Annotated in this window: 18 protein-coding genes; 5 read left to right on the forward strand and 13 right to left on the reverse strand. The window is 36.4% G+C overall.

What is annotated here, in order from left to right; all coding sequences use genetic code 11:
- Positions 1-9: 9 nt before the first annotated feature.
- From FM071_RS05795 to FM071_RS05815, 5 genes are read right to left on the reverse strand one after another with little or no spacing between them, the layout of a single operon-like run.
- Positions 10-729, reverse strand: a complete 720-nt coding sequence (locus FM071_RS05795; RefSeq protein ID WP_193109763.1) for a DUF4395 domain-containing protein — start codon at positions 727-729, stop codon at positions 10-12.
- Entirely contained in the window at positions 729-3,845 is a 3,117-nt protein-coding gene (locus FM071_RS05800) for an efflux RND transporter permease subunit (protein WP_193109764.1), read from the reverse strand. The genes FM071_RS05795 and FM071_RS05800 overlap by 1 nt, the downstream gene beginning before the upstream one ends.
- Before the next feature lie 3 nt (positions 3,846-3,848).
- Positions 3,849-4,898: an efflux RND transporter periplasmic adaptor subunit gene (locus FM071_RS05805; protein ID WP_193109765.1), complete on the reverse strand. Its 1,050-nt coding sequence runs from the start codon at positions 4,896-4,898 to the stop codon at positions 3,849-3,851.
- On the reverse strand, positions 4,895-6,166 hold the full coding sequence (locus tag FM071_RS05810; protein ID WP_193109767.1) for a TolC family protein: 1,272 nt from the start codon (positions 6,164-6,166) through the stop codon (positions 4,895-4,897). The genes FM071_RS05805 and FM071_RS05810 overlap by 4 nt, the downstream gene beginning before the upstream one ends.
- Positions 6,167-6,796, reverse strand: a complete 630-nt coding sequence (locus FM071_RS05815) for a TetR/AcrR family transcriptional regulator (RefSeq protein ID WP_193109769.1) — start codon at positions 6,794-6,796, stop codon at positions 6,167-6,169.
- A gap of 206 nt (positions 6,797-7,002) precedes the next feature.
- Between FM071_RS05815 and FM071_RS05820 the strand changes: the two genes are divergently transcribed.
- The 5 genes from FM071_RS05820 to FM071_RS05840 are packed head-to-tail and all read left to right on the forward strand — an operon-like array spanning position 7,003 to position 10,840.
- Positions 7,003-8,226: a porin gene (locus tag FM071_RS05820; RefSeq protein WP_193109771.1), complete on the forward strand. Its 1,224-nt coding sequence runs from the start codon at positions 7,003-7,005 to the stop codon at positions 8,224-8,226.
- A gap of 48 nt (positions 8,227-8,274) precedes the next feature.
- On the forward strand, positions 8,275-8,805 hold the full coding sequence (locus FM071_RS05825) for an FMN-binding protein (protein WP_193109772.1): 531 nt from the start codon (positions 8,275-8,277) through the stop codon (positions 8,803-8,805).
- On the forward strand, positions 8,806-9,282 hold the full coding sequence (locus tag FM071_RS05830) for a hypothetical protein (protein ID WP_193109773.1): 477 nt from the start codon (positions 8,806-8,808) through the stop codon (positions 9,280-9,282). It begins immediately after the preceding gene.
- Positions 9,272-9,724 (forward strand): hypothetical protein, encoded by a 453-nt coding sequence (locus tag FM071_RS05835; protein WP_193109774.1) that lies wholly within the window; start codon positions 9,272-9,274, stop codon positions 9,722-9,724. The genes FM071_RS05830 and FM071_RS05835 overlap by 11 nt, the downstream gene beginning before the upstream one ends.
- Before the next feature lie 15 nt (positions 9,725-9,739).
- The gene (locus tag FM071_RS05840) at positions 9,740-10,840 is read left to right on the forward strand and encodes a multiheme c-type cytochrome (protein WP_193109775.1); all 1,101 of its coding nucleotides are present in this window, start codon (positions 9,740-9,742) and stop codon (positions 10,838-10,840) included.
- Here FM071_RS05840 and FM071_RS05845 read toward each other — a convergent pair.
- From FM071_RS05845 to FM071_RS05880, 8 genes are read right to left on the reverse strand one after another with little or no spacing between them, the layout of a single operon-like run.
- Positions 10,826-11,758: an FAD:protein FMN transferase gene (locus FM071_RS05845; RefSeq protein WP_226960499.1), complete on the reverse strand. Its 933-nt coding sequence runs from the start codon at positions 11,756-11,758 to the stop codon at positions 10,826-10,828. The genes FM071_RS05840 and FM071_RS05845 overlap by 15 nt on opposite strands.
- Positions 11,758-12,786 (reverse strand): bifunctional 3,4-dihydroxy-2-butanone 4-phosphate synthase/GTP cyclohydrolase II, encoded by a 1,029-nt coding sequence (locus FM071_RS05850; protein ID WP_193109776.1) that lies wholly within the window; start codon positions 12,784-12,786, stop codon positions 11,758-11,760. The genes FM071_RS05845 and FM071_RS05850 overlap by 1 nt, the downstream gene beginning before the upstream one ends.
- 58 nt (positions 12,787-12,844) lie before the next feature.
- Positions 12,845-14,572 carry a polysaccharide biosynthesis protein gene (locus FM071_RS05855; protein WP_193109777.1) on the reverse strand — a complete coding sequence of 576 codons (1,728 nt, stop codon included), beginning with the start codon at positions 14,570-14,572 and terminating at the stop codon, positions 12,845-12,847.
- 21 nt (positions 14,573-14,593) lie between these two features.
- Positions 14,594-15,556 (reverse strand): MraY family glycosyltransferase, encoded by a 963-nt coding sequence (locus FM071_RS05860; protein ID WP_193109778.1) that lies wholly within the window; start codon positions 15,554-15,556, stop codon positions 14,594-14,596.
- A complete protein-coding gene (locus FM071_RS05865) occupies positions 15,553-16,413 on the reverse strand; it encodes an NAD-dependent epimerase/dehydratase family protein (protein ID WP_193109780.1) in 861 nt (286 codons plus the stop codon). The genes FM071_RS05860 and FM071_RS05865 overlap by 4 nt, the downstream gene beginning before the upstream one ends.
- On the reverse strand, positions 16,406-17,443 hold the full coding sequence (locus FM071_RS05870) for a glycosyltransferase (protein WP_193109781.1): 1,038 nt from the start codon (positions 17,441-17,443) through the stop codon (positions 16,406-16,408). The genes FM071_RS05865 and FM071_RS05870 overlap by 8 nt, the downstream gene beginning before the upstream one ends.
- Positions 17,440-18,576, reverse strand: coding sequence for a glycosyltransferase (locus tag FM071_RS05875; RefSeq protein ID WP_193109782.1), 1,137 nt, complete (start codon positions 18,574-18,576; stop codon positions 17,440-17,442). The genes FM071_RS05870 and FM071_RS05875 overlap by 4 nt, the downstream gene beginning before the upstream one ends.
- Complete coding sequence (locus tag FM071_RS05880; protein ID WP_193109783.1) at positions 18,573-20,270, reverse strand: ABC transporter ATP-binding protein; 1,698 nt, start codon at positions 20,268-20,270, stop codon at positions 18,573-18,575. Before FM071_RS05880 ends, FM071_RS05875 begins: the two co-directional genes overlap by 4 nt.
- Positions 20,271-20,274: the final 4 nt, after the last annotated feature.

Genomic DNA, 20,274 nt, shown 5'->3' on the forward strand with positions numbered 1-20,274 from the left:
AATTAACTTTTAAAAATCATCCGCTTCAAACTCGGCATCAGCTTTGGCATCTTCTATGCGCTGCAACTCTGCATCACTCATCATCAATACTTTCATCTTTTTGACAAACATTGTTTTATCCGGCAGTTTTGTAAAGTATGCATAGATTCCATAGACCATTACAACAATGGTTAAAACAGTTATAGCTGCTTGCGCAGGAGTAAACTTCTGCACAGGCTCTTTGATGTTCATCTCACAGACACCACCCGGGCAGTATTTCGGGTCTTTTCTTTTGATCCAGCCAAATATCTTACAACCTAGACAGATAGAAAATGCCGCTTCAAAAAAGAGCAGTGCCATACAGATCAAACAGACCAAAACTTTCAGTGGATTTGGCTGAAAATCAATAACAAGATAGTAAAACATAGGCCATGCAAGCACCATCCCCAATGCCCAAGCAAAACGTTTTTGTACTGCACCCACATACTCTGGTGTTTGGTTACGGACAAAAAAGCGTCCAAGCAGTAAACTTGGTGCATATCTCGGCTGAATCACCCTTAAAGTAAAATCGATCGCAAAAAATGTAACGAAATACTTTGAAAAAACAGCCGTCCCAAGCATAACACCGTTTACAAGACCTAAAAAAGCGCCGACAAATAAAATTGCCGCCGCCGCTCTGGCCTCACGCTCATTTAAAACCCGAATGTCATAACTCGGAACCTTTTCACCATATGCAAAAAATTCATTCATTACGCCAATACCTCTTTTATCTCGTCCTCAACTTTATTAAGGGGATTTGTTTTTTTGTTATCTTTGTCAAATATATATGCATACATAGGAACATAGACAAGTGTCAAGAGTGTACCGACTAAAAGACCGCCGATGGCAACATCTGCCAACGGTGAAAGTCTCTCCAGCCCAACTGCCTGCTCCAGTGCAATAGGAATCATTCCTGCAATAGTACCAAATGCCGTCATCATAACAGGACGGAATCTCACGCGGACCGCCTCTTGAGCACTGTCAAACGGAGATTCACCTTTTTCTCTATAGCCTTGGTAAAAGTCTATTAAAAGTACCGCATTTTTGATGATAATACCAAAAAGAAGCAGTATCCCCAAAAGACTCGGCATACAGCTCGGTTTCCCAAAAAGCAACATGCCCCACGCCGCACCAATAAGTGAAAGCGGAAGCACAACGATCATAATAAACGCCATACGAACAGAACGATAGATGGCAATAAGCGCCATAATGAGGATGATAACACCCAGTCCTATCGCTTTTAACATACGTTTAAAACTATCATGAATCTGAGCGATATCACCTGTCTGCGTGAGCTCAATATCTTGAATATTCGCTTTTTTCAAAGCGTTCAAAGTATCATCTGTCAAGTGTGTGACCGGTCGTTTTGCGCGGTAACCGTTGACATCCAAAGAGTAAAGCATTTTATCGCGTTCTATCTTTGCAAAGGTCAAATGACGTTTTAGTTTTGCAATGGCTTCAAGTGGAATCTCACCCGATGGTGTTGCAATCGGTAAAAGTTTGAGTGTCTCTATATTTTTAGAGAATTTCCCTTTGAGATAGAGTCTCACAAACTGTGTATTCATCGACTCAAGATTGGCATTAAGCCCTACTATCTGCCCTTTAAGAGGAATCTGCATCGCTATTTGATACGGTGTTACTCCATAGCTAAGCGCTTTATTTTTATCAATATCGAGCTCTATTTCCGTAAAATCTTTGTCCCAGCTAGTTGAGACAGATGTCAAACCATGAACTTTTTGCATTGCATCTTGAACTGTGTGAGAGGCATCTGCTAAACCATCGACGTATGGCGAGCTCAAACGGGTATCTACCGTTGCTTTAATGCTCGAAAGCGCTGTCGCACCAAAGTCAAAGACATCATTTCGTTTAATACCCTCCAAATGAGATAGTTTGTCACGAATAAGATCTTCAAGCTCCCACATTGTTCGTTTTCTTTCAAAGCGGTTAACCGCATTGATGGTTATTGTCGCTTCAGAAGGAAGATTTCCGCTTCCAAGACTAAGTACCCCAGGTTCTGTACCAAAAGCAACTGAGCTCATCTTCACCCATTTTTGGCTGTCTAACCATTTAAGTATCGGCTCAATCTTCTTCTGGGCACTCTCTACATTTTCATTGGAGCTAAATGCGATCTGTGCTTTGATGATTCCCGTATCCATAGGAGGCATTGCATCTTTTCCGATTGTCGGCATAATATTTTTCAAACTCAACATCAAAATAGCGATAACACCCATTGTCAACATCATACGACGTGCAAACCAGAACTTTCCGTTTGAAAACTTAATAATTCCCTCATACGGAGCTACAAGTCTGCCAATCGTATTTTGGTAAAACTTCTCAAAATAACCTTCAATCTTCGTCTTACCTGTTCCATTTTTATAAAGCCATTTTGAAAGTGACGGAATGAACGTAATAGACAAGAACCAAGAAACTAAAAGTGCAATAATAAGCGTCTCAATAAGCGGTTTAAATATCTTCTCCGGAAATCCACCGACAAACATCAACGGAAATAAAATAGCAATCGTTGCAATCGTTCCGGCAAACACAGGAGAGAGAACCTCTTTTGTACCATGTGTAATGGCATCTTCAAGTTTCTCATGCCCTTCGTTAAGGTGTCGTTCTATATTTTCCAATACAACAACCGCATCATCTGTCAGCATTCCAAGCGCTAAAATAATAGCTGTATAGATAACGATGTTCAACTCACCGCCTGTCAGCCATATAATCGCCATAGTTGAGAAGAAGACCATAGGAATCGAAAGCCCTGCCGCGACAATTGCACGGAAATTTCCAAGGAAAATCATAATGACTAAAAGCGTGTAGATGATAGCATCACGCAGAGCTTCAAGCATATTGTCATTTGCCTGCTCTATCAGATCTCTTTGCGTATCAGAGATCTCAAACTTGATATTTGGATATTTTTGCTCTAAGATCTTCATTTCGGCACGAGCCGCTTTGGAAACATCCAAAACACTGCCGCCAGGTGCACGTTGTACTGCTAAAGCTATGGCATCTTTACCGTTACCAATGTAACCACTTGTACGTTTTTTGTATGACCATTTCACATCGGCGATATCACCAAGACGCACATTTGGCATGATTTGAAGCTGTTTTAATTTTTCAATATTATCTTTTTCACCATAAAAAGTGATGGTATAAAAGCTGTTATCACCTTTTACAAAACCTATCGGCATATCACGGTTAAGTGTGTTGAGCGCTTTTGCGATAGTATCGAAGTTTACATTGTAGCGTTTTGCTTTAAAAGGATCGACTGCAATATTAATAGCACTTTGATAGCCGCCAAAAACTTCAACATTTCCAATCTCTTTGTTGCTTAAAAGTGACGGTTTAATGAACGAATCTGCGATCTTTCTAATACCGGCAAGATCTATGTTCTTATTTTTTGGACTCAGAGCAATCACATCGACAGGAAGTGTAAAGTCACCTGCTGTATAGATTGCCGGATTTGTTCCTTTTGGAAGTTTTGCTTTTACAATAGAGAGCGCATTGGCAACATCAACTGCCGCAGCATTAAGCCCTTTTTTGTAACCAAAGTCTGCTTTGACGATTGAAAAACCTGCGACATTTACACTGCTGACATCCGTCACCAAACCAAGACGTGAGATCTCCTGCTCAATTGGCTTCGAAACTGTAGAGGCTGCAACCTGTGCTGTAGCACCCGGTACCTGCGTGATGACAATAACCTCCGGAGGATTTGCATCTGGGAAAAGATTTTTTGGCAGTGTTACCAAAGCAATGATTCCCATAATGAAAAAAGCCGTAATCAGCGAATAGAGCAGATACGGTCGTTTATAAAAAAAATCAAACATCCTCTACTCCTTTACTTTAAGAGCATAACCGCTTGTAAGTTTCAATAAAATATCCGGTTTTGCAACAACTATCTTCTTGCCTTCTAAAGCATCTGAAACAACAACACCCTGCTGGGCACTCTGAACTATATGAACCTCTTGCGCCTTCGCTTTGTTCCCTTGAGCAACAAGAACATAACTTTTACCATCTTTATTTAAAATGGCGTCAAAAGGAAGCAGTGTCGCTTTTTGATTGAACGTCACAACATCCACCTCTACTCTGTCTCCACTGACAAGATTTACATTACCCGTATAAACCTTGTACTCTGCTAAACCATGAAAAGTCGTATTAAGCGGTGTAGCTGCATAGAACCTACCATGAAATTTCACACCGCGAATTGGAAGATCAGTTGGCACACGCACCATCAGATAAAACCCGTTTTTAGAGCTGATAGCTACAAGTGGTTTGCCTGGAACACTGATAGCACCCTGACTAGCAAATGTCTTTGCTATAACACCATTTACAGGTGAGACTATCGTTGCATAAGATAGATTGTTTTTCAACTCTATCTCTTTTTGTTTCAAAGCATTTAACTGCGCCTGAGTATTTGCTATCATCGTCATCTCTTTTTGCGACTCTTCTATGGAAGCGCCCTGCACTTTTAAGAGATCCAAAGTTCTTTTATGTGTTGCTTCAAGATTATCAAGAGCAATTTTTGCTGCCTGCATCTGCTCTTGAACACTTGCAAGGGAGCTTTTAATTGTCGTCGTGTCTAGTCTGACAACAACATCACCCTTTTTAACACTTGAACCACTCGGCTTTATCATTTGAATTCTTGCCGCAATTCTTGAAGCCAATTGAACATCTTTATCATTAGCAACTTCTGCGAGATATGGTAGTGTCAATGTCACCGGAGCTATTTTTGGTGTCATCGTAGACACAACGATTGGGTAGATTTTCGCTTTTGGAAGATTGGCATCATGAGCTCTTGCCTCTTTTACCTTCTTCACACCCGCTACACCTAAACCTGCCACTACTGCTACAGCTATTGTTATCTTTACATATTTATTCATTTTACCATCTCCTCTATATTATTTGCATATATGACTGCTAACTGCATCTGTGTCTGCCACTTTTGTGCCTTTGCCTGATATAGCTTTGCTTTTGCATCGACCACATCATCTTCGTATCTTAGATACTCTTCGGTAGAGAGTCTTCCGCTCTTATAGTTCACTTTTGCGATTTGAAGTAACTTCTCTTTATTCTCTATACTCTTTTGTGAAAGTTTAATGGAGTTATCCAGTAAGGGCAGAGAGCTTTTGAGCATATCAGCTTTTGCAGATAGCTCCTCACGTAGCTTCTCCAACTCAACTTCATCCGAGCGCAGCTCTATTTTTGACTTTTTAATGGAGTCATACTGGCTCATTGCCAAAAGCGGAATGTTGATAACCACACCGATATCTCCATACTCTTCGTTGACATCTTTATTATTGTTGTAAGCAGTAGCCGATGAATAGGCATAGCTTCCATGTGCCACAACGGAAGGATAGAGCTTCTCTTTCTCTGCATTCACTTCCAACCGTGAAGCTCTGAGTTTCTCTTCAAGCGGTTTAAGTGAACCGAGTTCTCCTTCTTTAACAGAAGAGACCTCTTGCATATCGACAGGAACATCAAGTTTGATGCCTGTAATAGCTTCAATGGAACTGATGAGTTTTTGCTTTTGCAGATCAATATTGTTTTTGGCAATGCTTACCTGATTAAGCCCGTCATCTATCTTATAAAGTGCAGACGCCGGAGCACGCCCGTTATCGACCTTTATCTTCAATGTTTTTTGTGTTTCAAGCAGTGACTTTTCTTTTAATTCGAGTGATCTTTTCAGCTCATGCAGGTATTGAAGGTTTGCATTGCTGCCGACGATCAACGCTTCATTTTGCAGAAGATTGATGTGCTTTTTGGCCTGTGCACTTTTTTGCATCGCTTTTGCTTTGTCTGCCATCGTATAGATTGATTTTACAAAAATAGGCATCGTAAACTGTGCACCACCTTTGTAAATATTGTAACTATACGGTTGAGAGATAGCATTATCGACTAACATTTGTTTCATCACATTTGGTGCAATCGGCTTCATATTTGTCGGACTTGAATAGTTATCATACGTTCCAAAGAGACTGATAGTCGGGTAAAGCTGTGAAGTGGCCTGCGAAGCAGCAACCTCTGCTTTTTTGACCACCATCTCATCAGACTTGGTCTGGGCATGGGACTTGAGCGCATCAAAGAGCTCGGGAATTGAATGAGCACTGAGTAAGTAAGGAATACTCAGTGCTAAAAGTGTTTTTTTCATCTATTTAATCTCCAACATTAGTTTTACTTTTTTAAATATATAAGCAGCTATCTCATCGATATCACAGTCACTGCAAGTATTGATATCCGGTTCCATTTTTGCTGCATTCTCACGCAAAGGCTTTGTTGTGATAAGCAGATTGATCGTGCCGACTATCATAAAGTGAATGATCATCGGCTCTATATCATGAAATAGTCCCTGCTTCTCACCCTCACGCAGAATCTCACTCAAGAGCATAAAAAGTTTTCTTAGACTCGCGAACATCAATTCAGGCAGATGTGCTCCGCTGTCACTCAGCTCACGTAAAATGAGCGAAGGCAGATAAGGGTTCTTGTCACAATAAGCGGCATAAGTTTTTATAAATGCCTCCAAATCTGCCAAAGGTGATACACAGCATTTATCCGTAACTATGATCTCATTATGAATAGCCTCTAACGCATGTGTCATGACTGCGGCATAAAGCCCTGCTTTGTTCTTGTAGTAGTAAAAAAGCATCGCTTTGTTCACACCGCACTCTTTGGCTATCTCATCAGCCGTCGTCGCATCATAACCGTTTTTCGCAAAAAGCAGCATCGCATTTTCGATGATCTTCGCTTTTGTCGCTTCGGCATCTCTTGTCTGTTTTGCCATACTTTAAACTCCAATAAATAACTAGTTGGTTAATTATACACAATTTTCTACAAATATATCAAGAAATTTGAAATAAAATTTATCTTTTTAATAATAATATGATAATAATTATCATAACTATTGACATTCATATAGTTTTTTTGTACTATTTCGACATAAACAATTATGATAATAAATATCATGATTGAAATAAAAGGATTAAAAGTATGAAAAATACAAAATTATCACTGGCTCTTGCCGGTATACTAGCATGTAGTAGTGCATCTTTTGCGGATGACAGAGAAGATATTGCACAGTTAAAAAAAGAGATAGCCGAGTTGAAAGAGACAACACAGTCGCTTATTGATGAGACAAGTGACCTTAAAACAGGTTTTAACTACACAACGGTAGATACAGACAAGTCACATAGCGGTCTTGGAGCTGCTGCTTCAAAGGTTTACTACTCTAAATCACCGCTTAGTATCGGGGGATATGGTGAGATGTACTACTCTACGACAAATTCGGATGATGACACAGAGGATAGTTCTGAAACTCAGGTCAAAAGACTTATAACATATCTTGGATACAAATTTTCTGACAATATTATCTTAAATACAGAAATAGAGTACGAAGGCGGCGGCGTGACAGCAAGCGGCGGCGGTGATGAAGTTGTCGTTGAATTTATGTATATAGATTTTTTAATGAACAAGAACTATAACTTCAGAGTTGGAAATATGCTTATGCCTGTAGGTTTAACAAACCAAAGACATGAACCTACACTCTTTACAACTGTTCAACGTCCGCAAACTGCCTATTATTTGATACCTACAACATGGAACGAAAGTGGTGCGATGATTTATGGTGAAATTACGGAGGGCTTAGAGTATAAACTCGCAGGTGTGAGTGCATTGCAGCCGGATGACACAGCGGGTGCAAAATGGCTCAGAAAAGGACGCGGCAGCTCTTTTGAAGTAAAAAATCCTGGTTTTGCCGGTGTAGCACGTCTTGACTATACTGGCATCAACGGTCTTTTGGTCGGTGCCTCTGTTTATAACGACAGCAAAATAACAATGTGGGATGCTCACATGAACTATGAGAACAGTGGAGCGAGACTCTATGGAACATACACGCAGACAAAACGCTCCGACACAACGGCTGCACAAGTAAAAGAGATGAGCGGTGGCTATATCAATGCAAGTTTTGATCTGTTAACTCTTACTTCATATAATAAAAAACTTCCTGTTTTTATTCAGTATGAGCGTGTAAACCCACAAGAAAAACTGGCTGACGGGACAACAAATAGTGCTATCAATACAACAACCGTAGGTATCAACTTCTTTCCTCACGAGCAGGTAGTCTTAAAAATGGATTATGCAATGGCAGACAATGATTTTGCCAATACAGGCACAAATGCGGATACGTTTAGTATCTCGATGGGCTTTATTTTTTAGAGTTTTGATATAATAACGGCAAAAATTAACATAAGCGAAATATGAAAAATGAAATATATTCTTCTCCTATCCCTGCTCATTTTTTCTCTCACAGATTCTCTATCGGCGAAAGTTCTTGTTTCTCCGATAGATGCCATGAAAGAGAACTATTCACAAACAGCAGTTATTACTAAAAAGAACATCCTGCTTTCAGGCGAGCAGTTTAAAAAGATACAATCAACTGCAAAGGCGAAACTAACGACAAAGATCTACCGCATTTATGTCGCAAAGGAGAAAGGAAAAACTTTAGGTTATGGTATATTGATCAATCATAAAGTCCGTTCCAAGAATGCTGTTGTTATGTACCTTATCACTAAAGGTAAACTGCTCGGCATCGAGATCATCGCTTTTAACGAACCGCACGAATATATTCCAAGTAAAACATGGCAGGAGCAGTTTCAAAACATTCCGACAGATAAAATGCTGCATCTCTCACGCGACATTCCTACCATTACGGGAGCAACTCTGAGTGCTAGAAGTGTTACAGAAAGCTCACGCATCGCATTTGCCATATACAATGAACTCTTAAAAGGAAAATAGTTGCGTTTTACCCTCATTAAAAATGTAAAACAGGACAAGGCTATGAAGCCTCTGCTCAACAGCCTTTTAGTCTTTATTTTTCTCTACATCATTTTTGACATCTTTGTAAAGTCGCATACTATGGGACTCACTTCCTCACAGGTCAATACAACGCTTTTTGGCAATGCCGATGAATTTTTGGACCCGATGAACAAGTCTGTCTTTCTTGAATTTGTCCATATGCAGATATTTTTCTTAATGATGCTTCTGCTCACACTCTCAGCAGTCTTTATTCGTCTACTGCATCAAAAAAGAAGCACACTACTTGTGATGAACCTGCTTATGATCTTTGGGCTGCTCTGCCCTGTTAGCCTGATGGTATCATATTTTTATGCTCCTGAATTTACAACTATCTACCTCTTTGCTTTTTTTACCTGGCATATTGTCGGATTTTACATGACGCTTGCATCTTTCTGGGAGCTCAATATTGCTAAATAAAGCGTACAGATATGCTATAGGTTATTTCTTACTTTTTAGCCTCTTGCTGCTTGTAAGCGGTGCACTTATCTTTTCTGACAAAATAGGCTTTTCCTATGAGTCTATCCTGCACTACTACCTTGGTGATGAAGCGGCATTTATACCGGCGAAATCCTATGCAGGTCTTTTAAAGATAATCCTGCCTCATATCTTTGCTTTTGGACTTTTTGTCATGGTTGTGCTGCATTTTCTCATCTTTACGCAAAAGCGCAATACAAAAGAGATGCAGATCATCATCGCTCTCTCTTTTTTCAGTGCTTTTTTGGAACTCTTTTCTCCCTTTGGCATCCTTGCAGGTCTACACTTTCTTATCTATGTCAAACTTATCTCATTTTTTCTTTTTGAGTTCACTTTACTATATGTACTATTTATATTGTTTAAAAGTATTCTTTATACCAAATAAGCTATAATCTTTTTTATGAAAAAATTTACACTCCTGTTATCACTACTTCTTACAAGCGTTTCTTTATGGTCGGCATCACAAACAAAAGTATGCCAAAAATGTCACCCTCTCATCTATAAAGAGTATTACAACTCCATACATAGAAAATCATCACTGCAAAACGATATGATCTATAAAGCCATATTTGAAAAAGAGCATGCCGATAAACAAAAATGTGCAAACTGTCACTCACCGAGTGCAACAGACAAATTACAGGCAAAAGAAGAACCTATCTCCTGTATCTACTGCCATACGATCACAGATGTTAAAGAGAATGATACAAGCAATCAAAACATGCTCAGCGGCAAGAAAAAGGATTTTTATACTGCCGAAGTTTCCAAGAAAAATGAATCGAAGGTCAAATTTGAAACAACAAGCTCCTTTTTCGGTCTTATAAAAAACGCAAAAAACTCCCCTTACCATCAAATAGAGTATAACAATGAAAACTACTACAACGGCAATGTCTGCATGGGATGTCACTCTCACGTGAACAATGAGCACGGTTTTGATGTCATCATGCTCGATGCTTACATTGACAAAAAAGACAAAGAGACCTGCATCTCCTGTCATATGCCAAAGATTATGGGCTCAAAAACAACACTGAGAGATACAAAGACACATGCCTACCATGGTATGGCAGGTGTACATAATATGAGTAAAAGTCTTGGGAAGTACATTGACATCAGTGCTGAAAAAAATAAAAACGGTTTTGTCATACAGATAAAAAATCAGGCAAACCACGCACTCTTTGGACAGGCGTACAGAGAAGGTGTTCTTCAGGTAAGCATCTCACGCAAGGGCAAAACCATCACACTAAAACCATTCATATTCAAACGTACATTTACAAAAAACGGCAAAGCTAGCCTGCCGTTTGAAGCGACAGATGTTCTCAAAGACACGCTTATCTATGCAAAAAAGAGTATTGAGTACGACACAAAACTGCAACAAGGCGATTTAATGACAGTCACACTTGGCTTTAGACTTATCTCAGAAGAGGCGGCAAAAGTACTCGGTCTTAAAAATGACAAAAAACTAACCGAAATAAAAATCTTAAAAACAGAGCTATTTCAGTTTTAATTCACTAACGTAACTTTGCAGATTTTTGCTCACAACAAGCTTTTTATCTGCCTGTAAGATAATATAAGCGATTGGTTGTGAAGCTAAAAATAGGTAGGCTTTTTTTAGAGACATAACACTCACAGCCGTTGCAAAGGCATCAAGCGTTGCCGAAGGCAATTTTGAGATCAATGTCACTGAGATAAAGTTTTGCTCAGAGTTTTTCTTTTTTGGGTTTATGAGATGATTATGTGTGATATTACCGACATAACGATTGTAATTTCCACTTGTACTGACAGCAGTGTCGCACATTGTAAAAACTGCTAACGCAGCATCGTTTTTCAAGGGATTGTTCACAGCTATCTTACACTCTCCAATGCAACGGATATCTCCACTAAGGGCGATTACCGCATTTTCTACGCTGTTGTTTCTAAAAAACTGACTTACTTTGTCAATACCGTAGCCCTTCCCCATACCGCCAAGATCAATCTTGATGGTATCGGTAATGACAGCCTTCTGCTTATCAAACAAAAGCCCATCCATCGATGTCGAAGCTTTTTGCATGGACTTTTTAGATGCAATTCTTTCATCTTCACCAAAATGATAAAGATCTTTTGTAATACTTCCAACAGCAACATCAAAATAACCGTCCGTCTCTTTGTAATATTTTAAAGAAAGTTGCAAAGCCTCATAGCTGTAGTTGTCAAGTTTGGCACTTCTGTTTTCATTGAGTTTGTAAATGGGTGAATTTTTGTCAAAAGAAGAGATGGAAGACTCAATCTTTTTCAGCAGTTTAAATGCAGGAGAAATAAGCTCTTTGTGCTGCTTATCTACAGAGATGGATACAAAGGTGCCCATTACAACTTTTTGCCGTGCAACCAGCTCCGCATGAAGCTGCAAAGCCATTAAAAAAAGAGCCAAGGCAAACAGCCTAAGCATTAGATGTCTATTACCTCATTGACTTCGAGTCCAAAACCGCTGAGACCGACAAAGTCCGTCGCTTTCATTGATGTGATAAGATTCATTTTTGAAATACCAAAAGATTTGATGATCTGCGCACCGATACCGAACTCTTTTGGAGCAGAATTATCCTGATGATGCGTCTTGTTTATAAAGACCAGCAGACCGCTGTTTTGTTTAAGATATTCAATCGATTTTATAAGATTGTTGTATTTGTCCTGATTGAGTAGCAATTCATCATCCGGAATGACATTATGTACACGAACATTCGCAACCTCTCCTGCACTGTAAAAAAGAATAGCATTGTGCTTTATACCATCATGATCTTCAAATGTATGGCGTGTCACTTTGACACCAAAGAACTCTATCTCTTCAACAGCGACTTCTTGAACAAGCCGCTCATTTGCAAGTCTGTACTCGACGATATCGGAGATAAAAACCGTATGCAGGTCGTGCTCTTTTGCAAAAATATCCAAGTCATCGCGACGAGCCATTTCACCATTGTCTTTAATAATCTCACAAATGACACCCGCTTCACTCAGTCCTGCCAGACGACACAGATCAACAGAACCTTCCGTATGTCCTGTGCGAACAAGCGTACCGCCCTCTTTTGCAATTAATGGAAATATATGACCAGGTCGTACAAGTTCATCCGGTTTGGAGATAGGATTTGCCAAAATTTTAATGGTATCATCTCTCTCTTTTGCAGAGATTCCCGTCAACGCATCTTTTGCATCGACAGAGACCGTAAATGCCGTCTCATACGATGAAGTGTTCGAACTCACCATTGGATTGAGTTCAAGTCTGTTTGCTATCTCACGTGAGAGGGCAACACAGATAAGCCCTCGTGCATGTGTTGCCATGAAGTTGACATGATCGGGCGTTGAAAATGCCGCAGCATAAACAAGATCCCCTTCATTCTCTCTATCCTCATCGTCACACATAATGACCATCTTACCCTGTTTTATCTCTTCTATCGCTTTTAAAACTCTCTCATTTGGTGTCATAGATATTCTCTTTTTATGTTGGTTATGGAATTATACACCCAATTGGGTTAAATCATCATCAATTTAGCTGATGATTAAACTCCGGAACAATCTCTTTAAGTTTATCAATTTTGTGAGTGGTTTGAACAAGCTCTTCTATATCACTCGAAAGTTTTTCAATGTCGTACTCAGTTTTTCCGGCCACTGTTATAGACTCATACTCTGTTTGCATATCATTGTCACTGATCAAAAGCTCTTCATAGAGTTTTTCTCCTGCTCTAAGGCCGCTAAACTCAATTTTTACATCATCTCTGCCACTGAGTTCTATCATCTTCTTGGCAAGATCGACTATCTTGATAGGTTCTCCCATATCGAGTATAAATATTTCCCCGCCTTTTCCGATCGAAGCAGCTTGAAGTACAAGTTCACACGCCTCAGGGATGAGCATAAAATAGCGTGTTATATCAGGATGCGTAACGGTAATCGGACCAGCGTTTTGAATCTGTGCTTTAAACTTAGGAATGACACTTCCACTGCTTCCCAAAACGTTTCCGAAGCGAACAGCTACAATCTCGGTATCTTTGGCATCTACATTCTGCGCATAAAGTTCACATATCCGCTTTGTAGTCCCCATCACATTCGTAGGACGCACCGCTTTATCTGTCGAGATAAGAACAAATTTTTCAGCCTTGTATTTGATGGCGCAATCAATCACATTTTTAGTGCCAATCACATTGTTTACAACAGCTTCGTGAATGTTCTCTTCCACAAGCGGTACATGTTTGTAAGCAGCTGCATGGATAACAATATCCGGTTGATACAGTGCAAAAGTTTTTTCCAGTTGTTCTAAGTTTACTACCGACTGCATTACAAGTTTTGGGTTAGCACTCGCGAGTTCTTCTGCTATCTGGTACAAATTAAACTCACTGTGATCCAGCAGAATAAGCTTACTTGCACCAAATAAAGCACACTGACGACTCAATTCACTTCCAATACTTCCGCCTGCACCTGTAATAAGCACTTTTTTGTTTTTTATAAATTTCTCAATAGCCTGTTTGTCCAAGTCTTTTGGATCACGTGCCAAAAGATCTTCAACAGAGATATCTTTTAATTGATTTGACAGCAGTTCATCACTTAACACTTCACTCAAAGACGGCAGAATTTTTACACTGCCAAATGAATGATGAAATCTATTGTAAATTTTTTGAATAGCTTCCTTGGATGCACTTGGCATTGCAATGATAAGCAGATTGTATTTTCTACCTTGAAGCTTGTTTTGCAACTCTTGGGCCGAGAGAATCCGAATACCGTCTATGCTTCTCCCCCGCAGTACCGTATTATCATCACAAAAATATTTTACTCTATATTCGCTGTTGCGAAACTCTTCTTCTATTTTCATGCCTGCTTTTCCGGCACCGTAAATAATAAGCGTTTTTGTTTTTGTAATACGGCTTTTGTTTATGAGATAGTAGTATGTATACATCAAAAAGCTGATCAAAACAAGATAAGTCATCGCCTCGCTCAGCATAAATGCAAAACGAATTTCCCCATGAAAGAGAGGCATATAGATAATGAGAGGCACTACAACAACTATGCTTTTAATTAAAAATGTTTTTTGTGTAGCTTTCGACCATGAAAGAGAATAATCTTTGTAGATCATAAAAGAAGCAAGAAGTCTCAGTACAATAACCACCCCAATTATCTGCCAGTTTACTTCTTGGTGGAATATAAAAAATGTCCAAAGGAATGTAAGAGTTGTCAGAAATATAATTACTAAAACATTGAGTATTCGTTTATCTAAAATCATATGGCTATTCTACCAAAACAATTATTCAAAAGGCTTTTTTTGATTAACAAAGTTCATTGCTGTAAAAAGTAAAACCAGAGTAAGAAAAAAACTAATCGCTATATTGGGTATAAAATAAACAAGTGTAAATATCAAAAGGTTCAAAAGTATAGCGAAGTTTGTCACCTTCATATGACTCCATTCAGCTTGCGTTAATCTTTGATACGCATGCTTTTTATGCGCCTGTGAGAGTTTTTCTTTGTTAAGTTTTCTTCTGATTAAAGTATACGTCGCATCAAACCAAAATACCCCAAAGAGTGTAATCCATACCCATAGATTCGTAGCTTCTTGATTTGCATAGTAAATCGTGAAAACAGCAATGTTATAGCCTAAAAGAGTACTCCCGACATCCCCCATAAAGATCTTTGCTTTGTTGTAGTTCCAAAACAAAAACCCTAAAACAGATACACTAAGAATGCCAAAATAACTCTCATGAAAAAGAATCAAGCCCGCTAAACCCAAAAAGACAAACTCACTCCCTACATAGCCGTTAATCCCGTCTATAAAGTTTGTAAGATTAATAAACCATAGAATCAATAAAAATGCGAAAAGTGATGTAATAAACGGATTTGAAATTTCAAAGATGCCAAATGTAAGATTTTCAAGTCCGCCTAAAAAATAAAGCCCGGCCAATGCCACCAAACTTTGAACTCCCAATCTCAACTTAGGGCTCAACTCATACATATCATCAAAAAAACTCACAATGGAGATCAAAGCACCAACAAGAAGAGCATAAAACAGTGATGTATCAATTTGATCTGTTATGAAAAGATACAATAAACCCATAAACCATGTTACAGCAATGGCTATCCCTCCACCATGAGGAGTTGGAACCGTATGACTGCTTCGTTCATTTACGATAGCTACAAACGATTTTTTAAGAGCATACTCTTTTATGATGTATGTAAGAGTAAAAGAGATTAAAAATAAAACTATATAAATCAAATATTTTCTCCTTTTATCATCAGCTTTATCCCCTCTTCTGCACTATAAGGATTAGTCAAATTCAACTTCTCTTTTGTAAGACTATTATTCACTTCCAAACTTCCATAAAGTCTTTTGTGAAATGACGATTTAATTATTTTCAAGAAATTTTCAAAAAATGGTATTTTTATAAGATATACTTTTTTATTAAGGTTTTTCGCTATAAGTTCAATTAACCTTGAAGTGCTTAAAGGCTCATCATCACTGGCCAAAAATATTCCTGATTTTTGTTGTTCTATTACAACATCAATCAAATGACAAAGATTTTGTATATATACGAAACTTCTTTTATTTTCTATGCTGCCAAGTGGTATGATAGACAGCTTTTTTACAAGTTTTACTAAACTGTCTATATTCCCTGGAGCATCTTTGCCATAAACCATAGGTGGTCTTATGATACTTACTATAAAACTATCATCACTTAGTTCTAGCATTTTTTTTTCTGCTTCAAGCTTACTTTTTCCATAAGGTGTGACTGGGTTACAATTTGTATTTTCATCTAGCTTTTCTTCATCTTCACCATATACAGCAATAGTACTTATGAAGATAAATTGTTTTATCCCATTTTGTTTTGCTAATTTTGCTAGTTTAGTTGGATACTCTACATTAATTTCATAATACTTATCATAATTATATTCTATTTTTTGATGTACAAGTGCGGCACAATGCAAAACCACATCTATATTATCAAAGTTTATATCTTCTAAATTTTGATTTACTAGGGAAAATTTTTCAAATGTATATTTGTTTTGGTATTGCTTTATAAAACTACTTCCTAAATAACCATTTGCACCTGTAATTAAAATATTGTCAATCATTTAATATATCTTTATAATACTCAATATAACTATTTTTATTAAGTTCTAAATTAAACATTTTGTTAAATATATCTATCGAATTTTTTGAAAACATCTCATTCTGTAAAATACATTCTGCTATAGCCGCTTTTATTTCATCTACATCGTTTTTAACCAACACTCCATTTCCATCAATAAGCTCAGAACACCCACCTATATTACTTAAAATAATTGGCATCTTAGCACTCATAGCCTCTAAAGCAGACAATGGCAGCCCCTCACTATCTGAAATCAAAGAAAAAACATCATATTTTCCAAAGTCCTTAAATCCATCTATTTCTCCATGAAATACTACATTTTTATGTTTTATAGATTCTAAATAATTTCGTTGAGAACCATCTCCTATAATGTGTAACTCTACATTATCTAAATCTCTGGTTGCTTCAATTAGTAAATCAACTCTTTTTGGAGACTCCAATCTAGCTACAGTTAATAACTTTATAACTTTATCTTGTTTTTCTCTAATCTCATTGTTTTTAATAGGATAAATCTTATTAGTAATCCATTTTAATTTATGTTCATTAATCCCTATAATGTTTTTCGCATTTTCAAAGTCTTTTTTTGAAATACAAAGAATTGAATCACTAAATTTTGAAAGCTGTTTTTCTATAAAGGTATATAAAAAAGCCAATTTACCACCATTATAAATTGATGACCAGCCATGACTAACATATATAATTTTTATTTTTCTATTTAAAATTTTAATTAATCTTGAATATATACCTGCATTAGCAGAACTTGCAACTATCATATCAATTTTATTATTCTTTATAAATTTATTTAACCCTAATAAATATGAAAAAGAAAACTTTTTGTATATTAGATCATTTAAAAATTTATCATCTACTCTCACATTGTGAGAAAGCCATCCATTTCTATCAGTAGCCAAAAAACATTTAAAATCATTCGAGCAAATCTCTATTTGCTCCTTGGTCCATTTTTGTGCTCCACCATTTTGAGATCTTGTAACAATAAACAAAATATTTTTCAATCTAGAACCTCTATATATTGTCTTATCATTGTCTCAACTTCAAAATACTTAGCTCTAAGTATAGCTTTCTTTTGATAACTCTCTAATAAATTATGATCATTCAACATTAATGTCATTGCTTTTTTCATTATCTGTTCATTATTAACAGGTGTCAAAATGCCATATTGTGCACACTCTATATCTTTCATGAGGCAAGAATCCATATTATTATCCGGTGCTAAAATCTCTCTAGGCCCACTTTTGCAGTCGGTACTAATAATGGGTAATCTACAAGCTAATGCTTCCAACAAGACATTGGGAAACCCTTCATGATTTGAACCAAATACAAAACAATCAGATTTTGAAAGAAATTTATATGGATTTTCTTGTCGCCCAAGCAAAAGTACTTTAGTTTGTAAATTAAGTGTATCTATGTGTTGTTGTAAATCATTTCTAAGCTCACCATCTCCTATGATCCATAAATTCGCATCTAGGTTTTGTATGGCATTTATGAGTAACTTATGATTTTTTCCACTGTCAAGTCGACCAATAGTTATAAAAGTAAACTTTTGCTTTCTTAACTCAATATCTTCATTTTTTAATTGATCTATTTTATCTATATCTACAACATTGTAAATGGTTTTCATTTTTGCTGTTATAGAAAAGTTCTCATCCAAATCCTTAGCATTACCCTTAGAATTTGTAACAATAACATCTGCATAGTTATATAATTTAACTAATTTTTTATTAGTATATGACTGTAAATTACCATAACTATATTGTAAAGAAAATTGTGAACGCTCGCTGATGATTGTTTTAACCTTACTTCCAAATAACTTGGAAAAAATATTGATATAATTAGGTCTTGTCATCAAGCTAAATGAAATCTCTATCTTATTATCTTGTAATATCTTTTTATATTTCCAACCTAATGAAGGAAGTTTTAAAAGTTTTTTTATACCACTTTCACAAGGGGAAGATTTTTCAAGATAAATTATTTTTGTATTTTCTGGAATATTATAAAAAACTGTATCATTCATTAAAACCAGAGTTATATCAAAAGTATCTATTAATTCTTTCAGCAAAATAGAAACCTGCCTTTCTGCCCCTCCACTTGCTAATGAATAAATAAGTATTGCTAACTTTTTTTTCACTTTTGTTGTACCAATTTTTTATTTTCAATTTTATAAACTTTTCCACACCTATCAATGGTACTAAGTCTATGCGCTATAATTATTAGAGTTTTATCTTGACTTATTTCATATATCTCATTCATAATCTCTTTTTCTATTTTTTCATCGAGCGCTGAAGTTGCTTCATCTAACACTAAAACTTCTGGTTCTTGATAAAGCGCTCTGGCTATAGCTATACGCTGTTTTTGTCCTCCACTGAGTTTCACACCTCCTTCGCCAACAAATGTATGAATACCATTTTGATGAGTTTCTAAAAAATCTAATATTTTTGCTTTCTTTAAAACATCTTTAATCTTCTCTTCATCATAATGTAATCCAAAAGAGATATTATGAGCTACTGTACCATCAAAAAGATAGACACTTTGTGGTATATATCCTATTTTTTTTCTCCAACTTCGAATATTATTATCATTTAATATATCATTATCTATTTTAATTTGACCACTTAAAGGTTTATATAACCCTATGATAATATCTACTAATGTACTCTTACCACTTCCACTAGGTCCTACGAAAGCTATTTTTTCAGTTTTTTTTATCTCTAAGTATATATTCTCAAGTATTATTTTATCTTCACTATATCCAAAACTTATATTTTTCAAATCTATCTTATCGTTAAAATCTATCTTTTCATTACCAAGACTTTCTACATCATACATCAAGTCATTATGAATAATATCTAATGACTTATGAAAATACATAATTTGATTATAACTTGAAAGTAATCTATTTGCAGATGGCATAAGTCTGTAAAGGCCTAAAATAAACATAGACAATATTCCAAGTGAAGATGAAATATCTGTTTCATATTTAAACACTAAATATACAACTATCAAAGCTATAAGTCCAAAACCAATAGTTTCTAAAAATATTCGTGGGAAATGGGCTAGTGTATCACTTATAATTCCGCTCTTAGCAAATCCATAACTAGCATTTGAAAACCTATCTAAAATAAGTTTATCGTTTGATTGAAGCTTAATAATCTTATAATTACCAAAAGTACTATTTATAATCTCAAAAAAACTTTTTTGATATTTTTCTCTTATACTACCTTGTCTTTTAACTAAAGGAGATATCTTTTTTACAAGAAACAATCCATTTAATCCTAAAAAAAGTGTCATAACCAAAGTGATTTTCCAATTTATATACAACATTGCCCCATATATGAAAATTACTACAAATATTTCACTTACCATTAGTAAGATTGCTGATAAAAGTTGTGCAAGATATTGAGTCTCATTTATAATTGATTTTGAGAGTTCACTACTGTTTCTTTGAATAAAAGAATGATAAGACATCCCTAAATAACTTTCAAATAGCCTAAAAGACAAAAGATGAATTCTGCCTTTAGAAAACTTTGCAAGCATGTAAAAGTATAAAAGGTTTAGTCCACCTCTCAGTATGTAAAAAACAACAAGTATCAGACCAAAGGCTATCACAAAATTTGTTGCACTAGAAAACTCAAAAAAATTATATATATACTTATAGTAATCTTTAGACTCAATAAGACTAAAGTCAGTGGCTACCGATATAAAAGGCATGATAGCAGCTATACCTACTGTTTCTATTAATGCTATAAATACAGAAAAAAATATAAGAAAAAATAAATACTTTTTATCATGTTTTGTTAAAAGGGAACTAAGCTTTTTAAACATATCT

The sequence above is a fragment of the Sulfurimonas paralvinellae genome, from assembly GCF_014905135.1.
Taxonomy (GTDB): Bacteria; Campylobacterota; Campylobacteria; order Campylobacterales; family Sulfurimonadaceae; genus Sulfurimonas; species Sulfurimonas paralvinellae.

Bases quoted from the DNA above. Each gene is read 5' to 3' on its own strand.
- FM071_RS05850 (WP_193109776.1), bottom strand. From the start codon at position 12,786: ATGACACCAAATGAGAGAGTTTTAAAAGCGATAGAAGAGATAAAACAG.
- FM071_RS05805 (WP_193109765.1), bottom strand. From the start codon at position 4,898: ATGAATAAATATGTAAAGATAACAATAGCTGTAGCAGTAGTGGCAGGT.
- FM071_RS05820 (WP_193109771.1), top strand. From the start codon at position 7,003: ATGAAAAATACAAAATTATCACTGGCTCTTGCCGGTATACTAGCATGT.
- FM071_RS05845 (WP_226960499.1), bottom strand. From the start codon at position 11,758: ATGCTTAGGCTGTTTGCCTTGGCTCTTTTTTTAATGGCTTTGCAGCTT.
- FM071_RS05840 (WP_193109775.1), top strand. From the start codon at position 9,740: ATGAAAAAATTTACACTCCTGTTATCACTACTTCTTACAAGCGTTTCT.
- FM071_RS05800 (WP_193109764.1), bottom strand. From the start codon at position 3,845: ATGTTTGATTTTTTTTATAAACGACCGTATCTGCTCTATTCGCTGATT.
- FM071_RS05815 (WP_193109769.1), bottom strand. From the start codon at position 6,796: ATGGCAAAACAGACAAGAGATGCCGAAGCGACAAAAGCGAAGATCATC.
- FM071_RS05880 (WP_193109783.1), bottom strand. From the start codon at position 20,270: ATGTTTAAAAAGCTTAGTTCCCTTTTAACAAAACATGATAAAAAGTAT.
- FM071_RS05795 (WP_193109763.1), bottom strand. From the start codon at position 729: ATGAATGAATTTTTTGCATATGGTGAAAAGGTTCCGAGTTATGACATT.
- FM071_RS05825 (WP_193109772.1), top strand. From the start codon at position 8,275: ATGAAATATATTCTTCTCCTATCCCTGCTCATTTTTTCTCTCACAGAT.
- FM071_RS05810 (WP_193109767.1), bottom strand. From the start codon at position 6,166: ATGAAAAAAACACTTTTAGCACTGAGTATTCCTTACTTACTCAGTGCT.
- FM071_RS05865 (WP_193109780.1), bottom strand. From the start codon at position 16,413: ATGATTGACAATATTTTAATTACAGGTGCAAATGGTTATTTAGGAAGT.
- FM071_RS05855 (WP_193109777.1), bottom strand. From the start codon at position 14,572: ATGATTTTAGATAAACGAATACTCAATGTTTTAGTAATTATATTTCTG.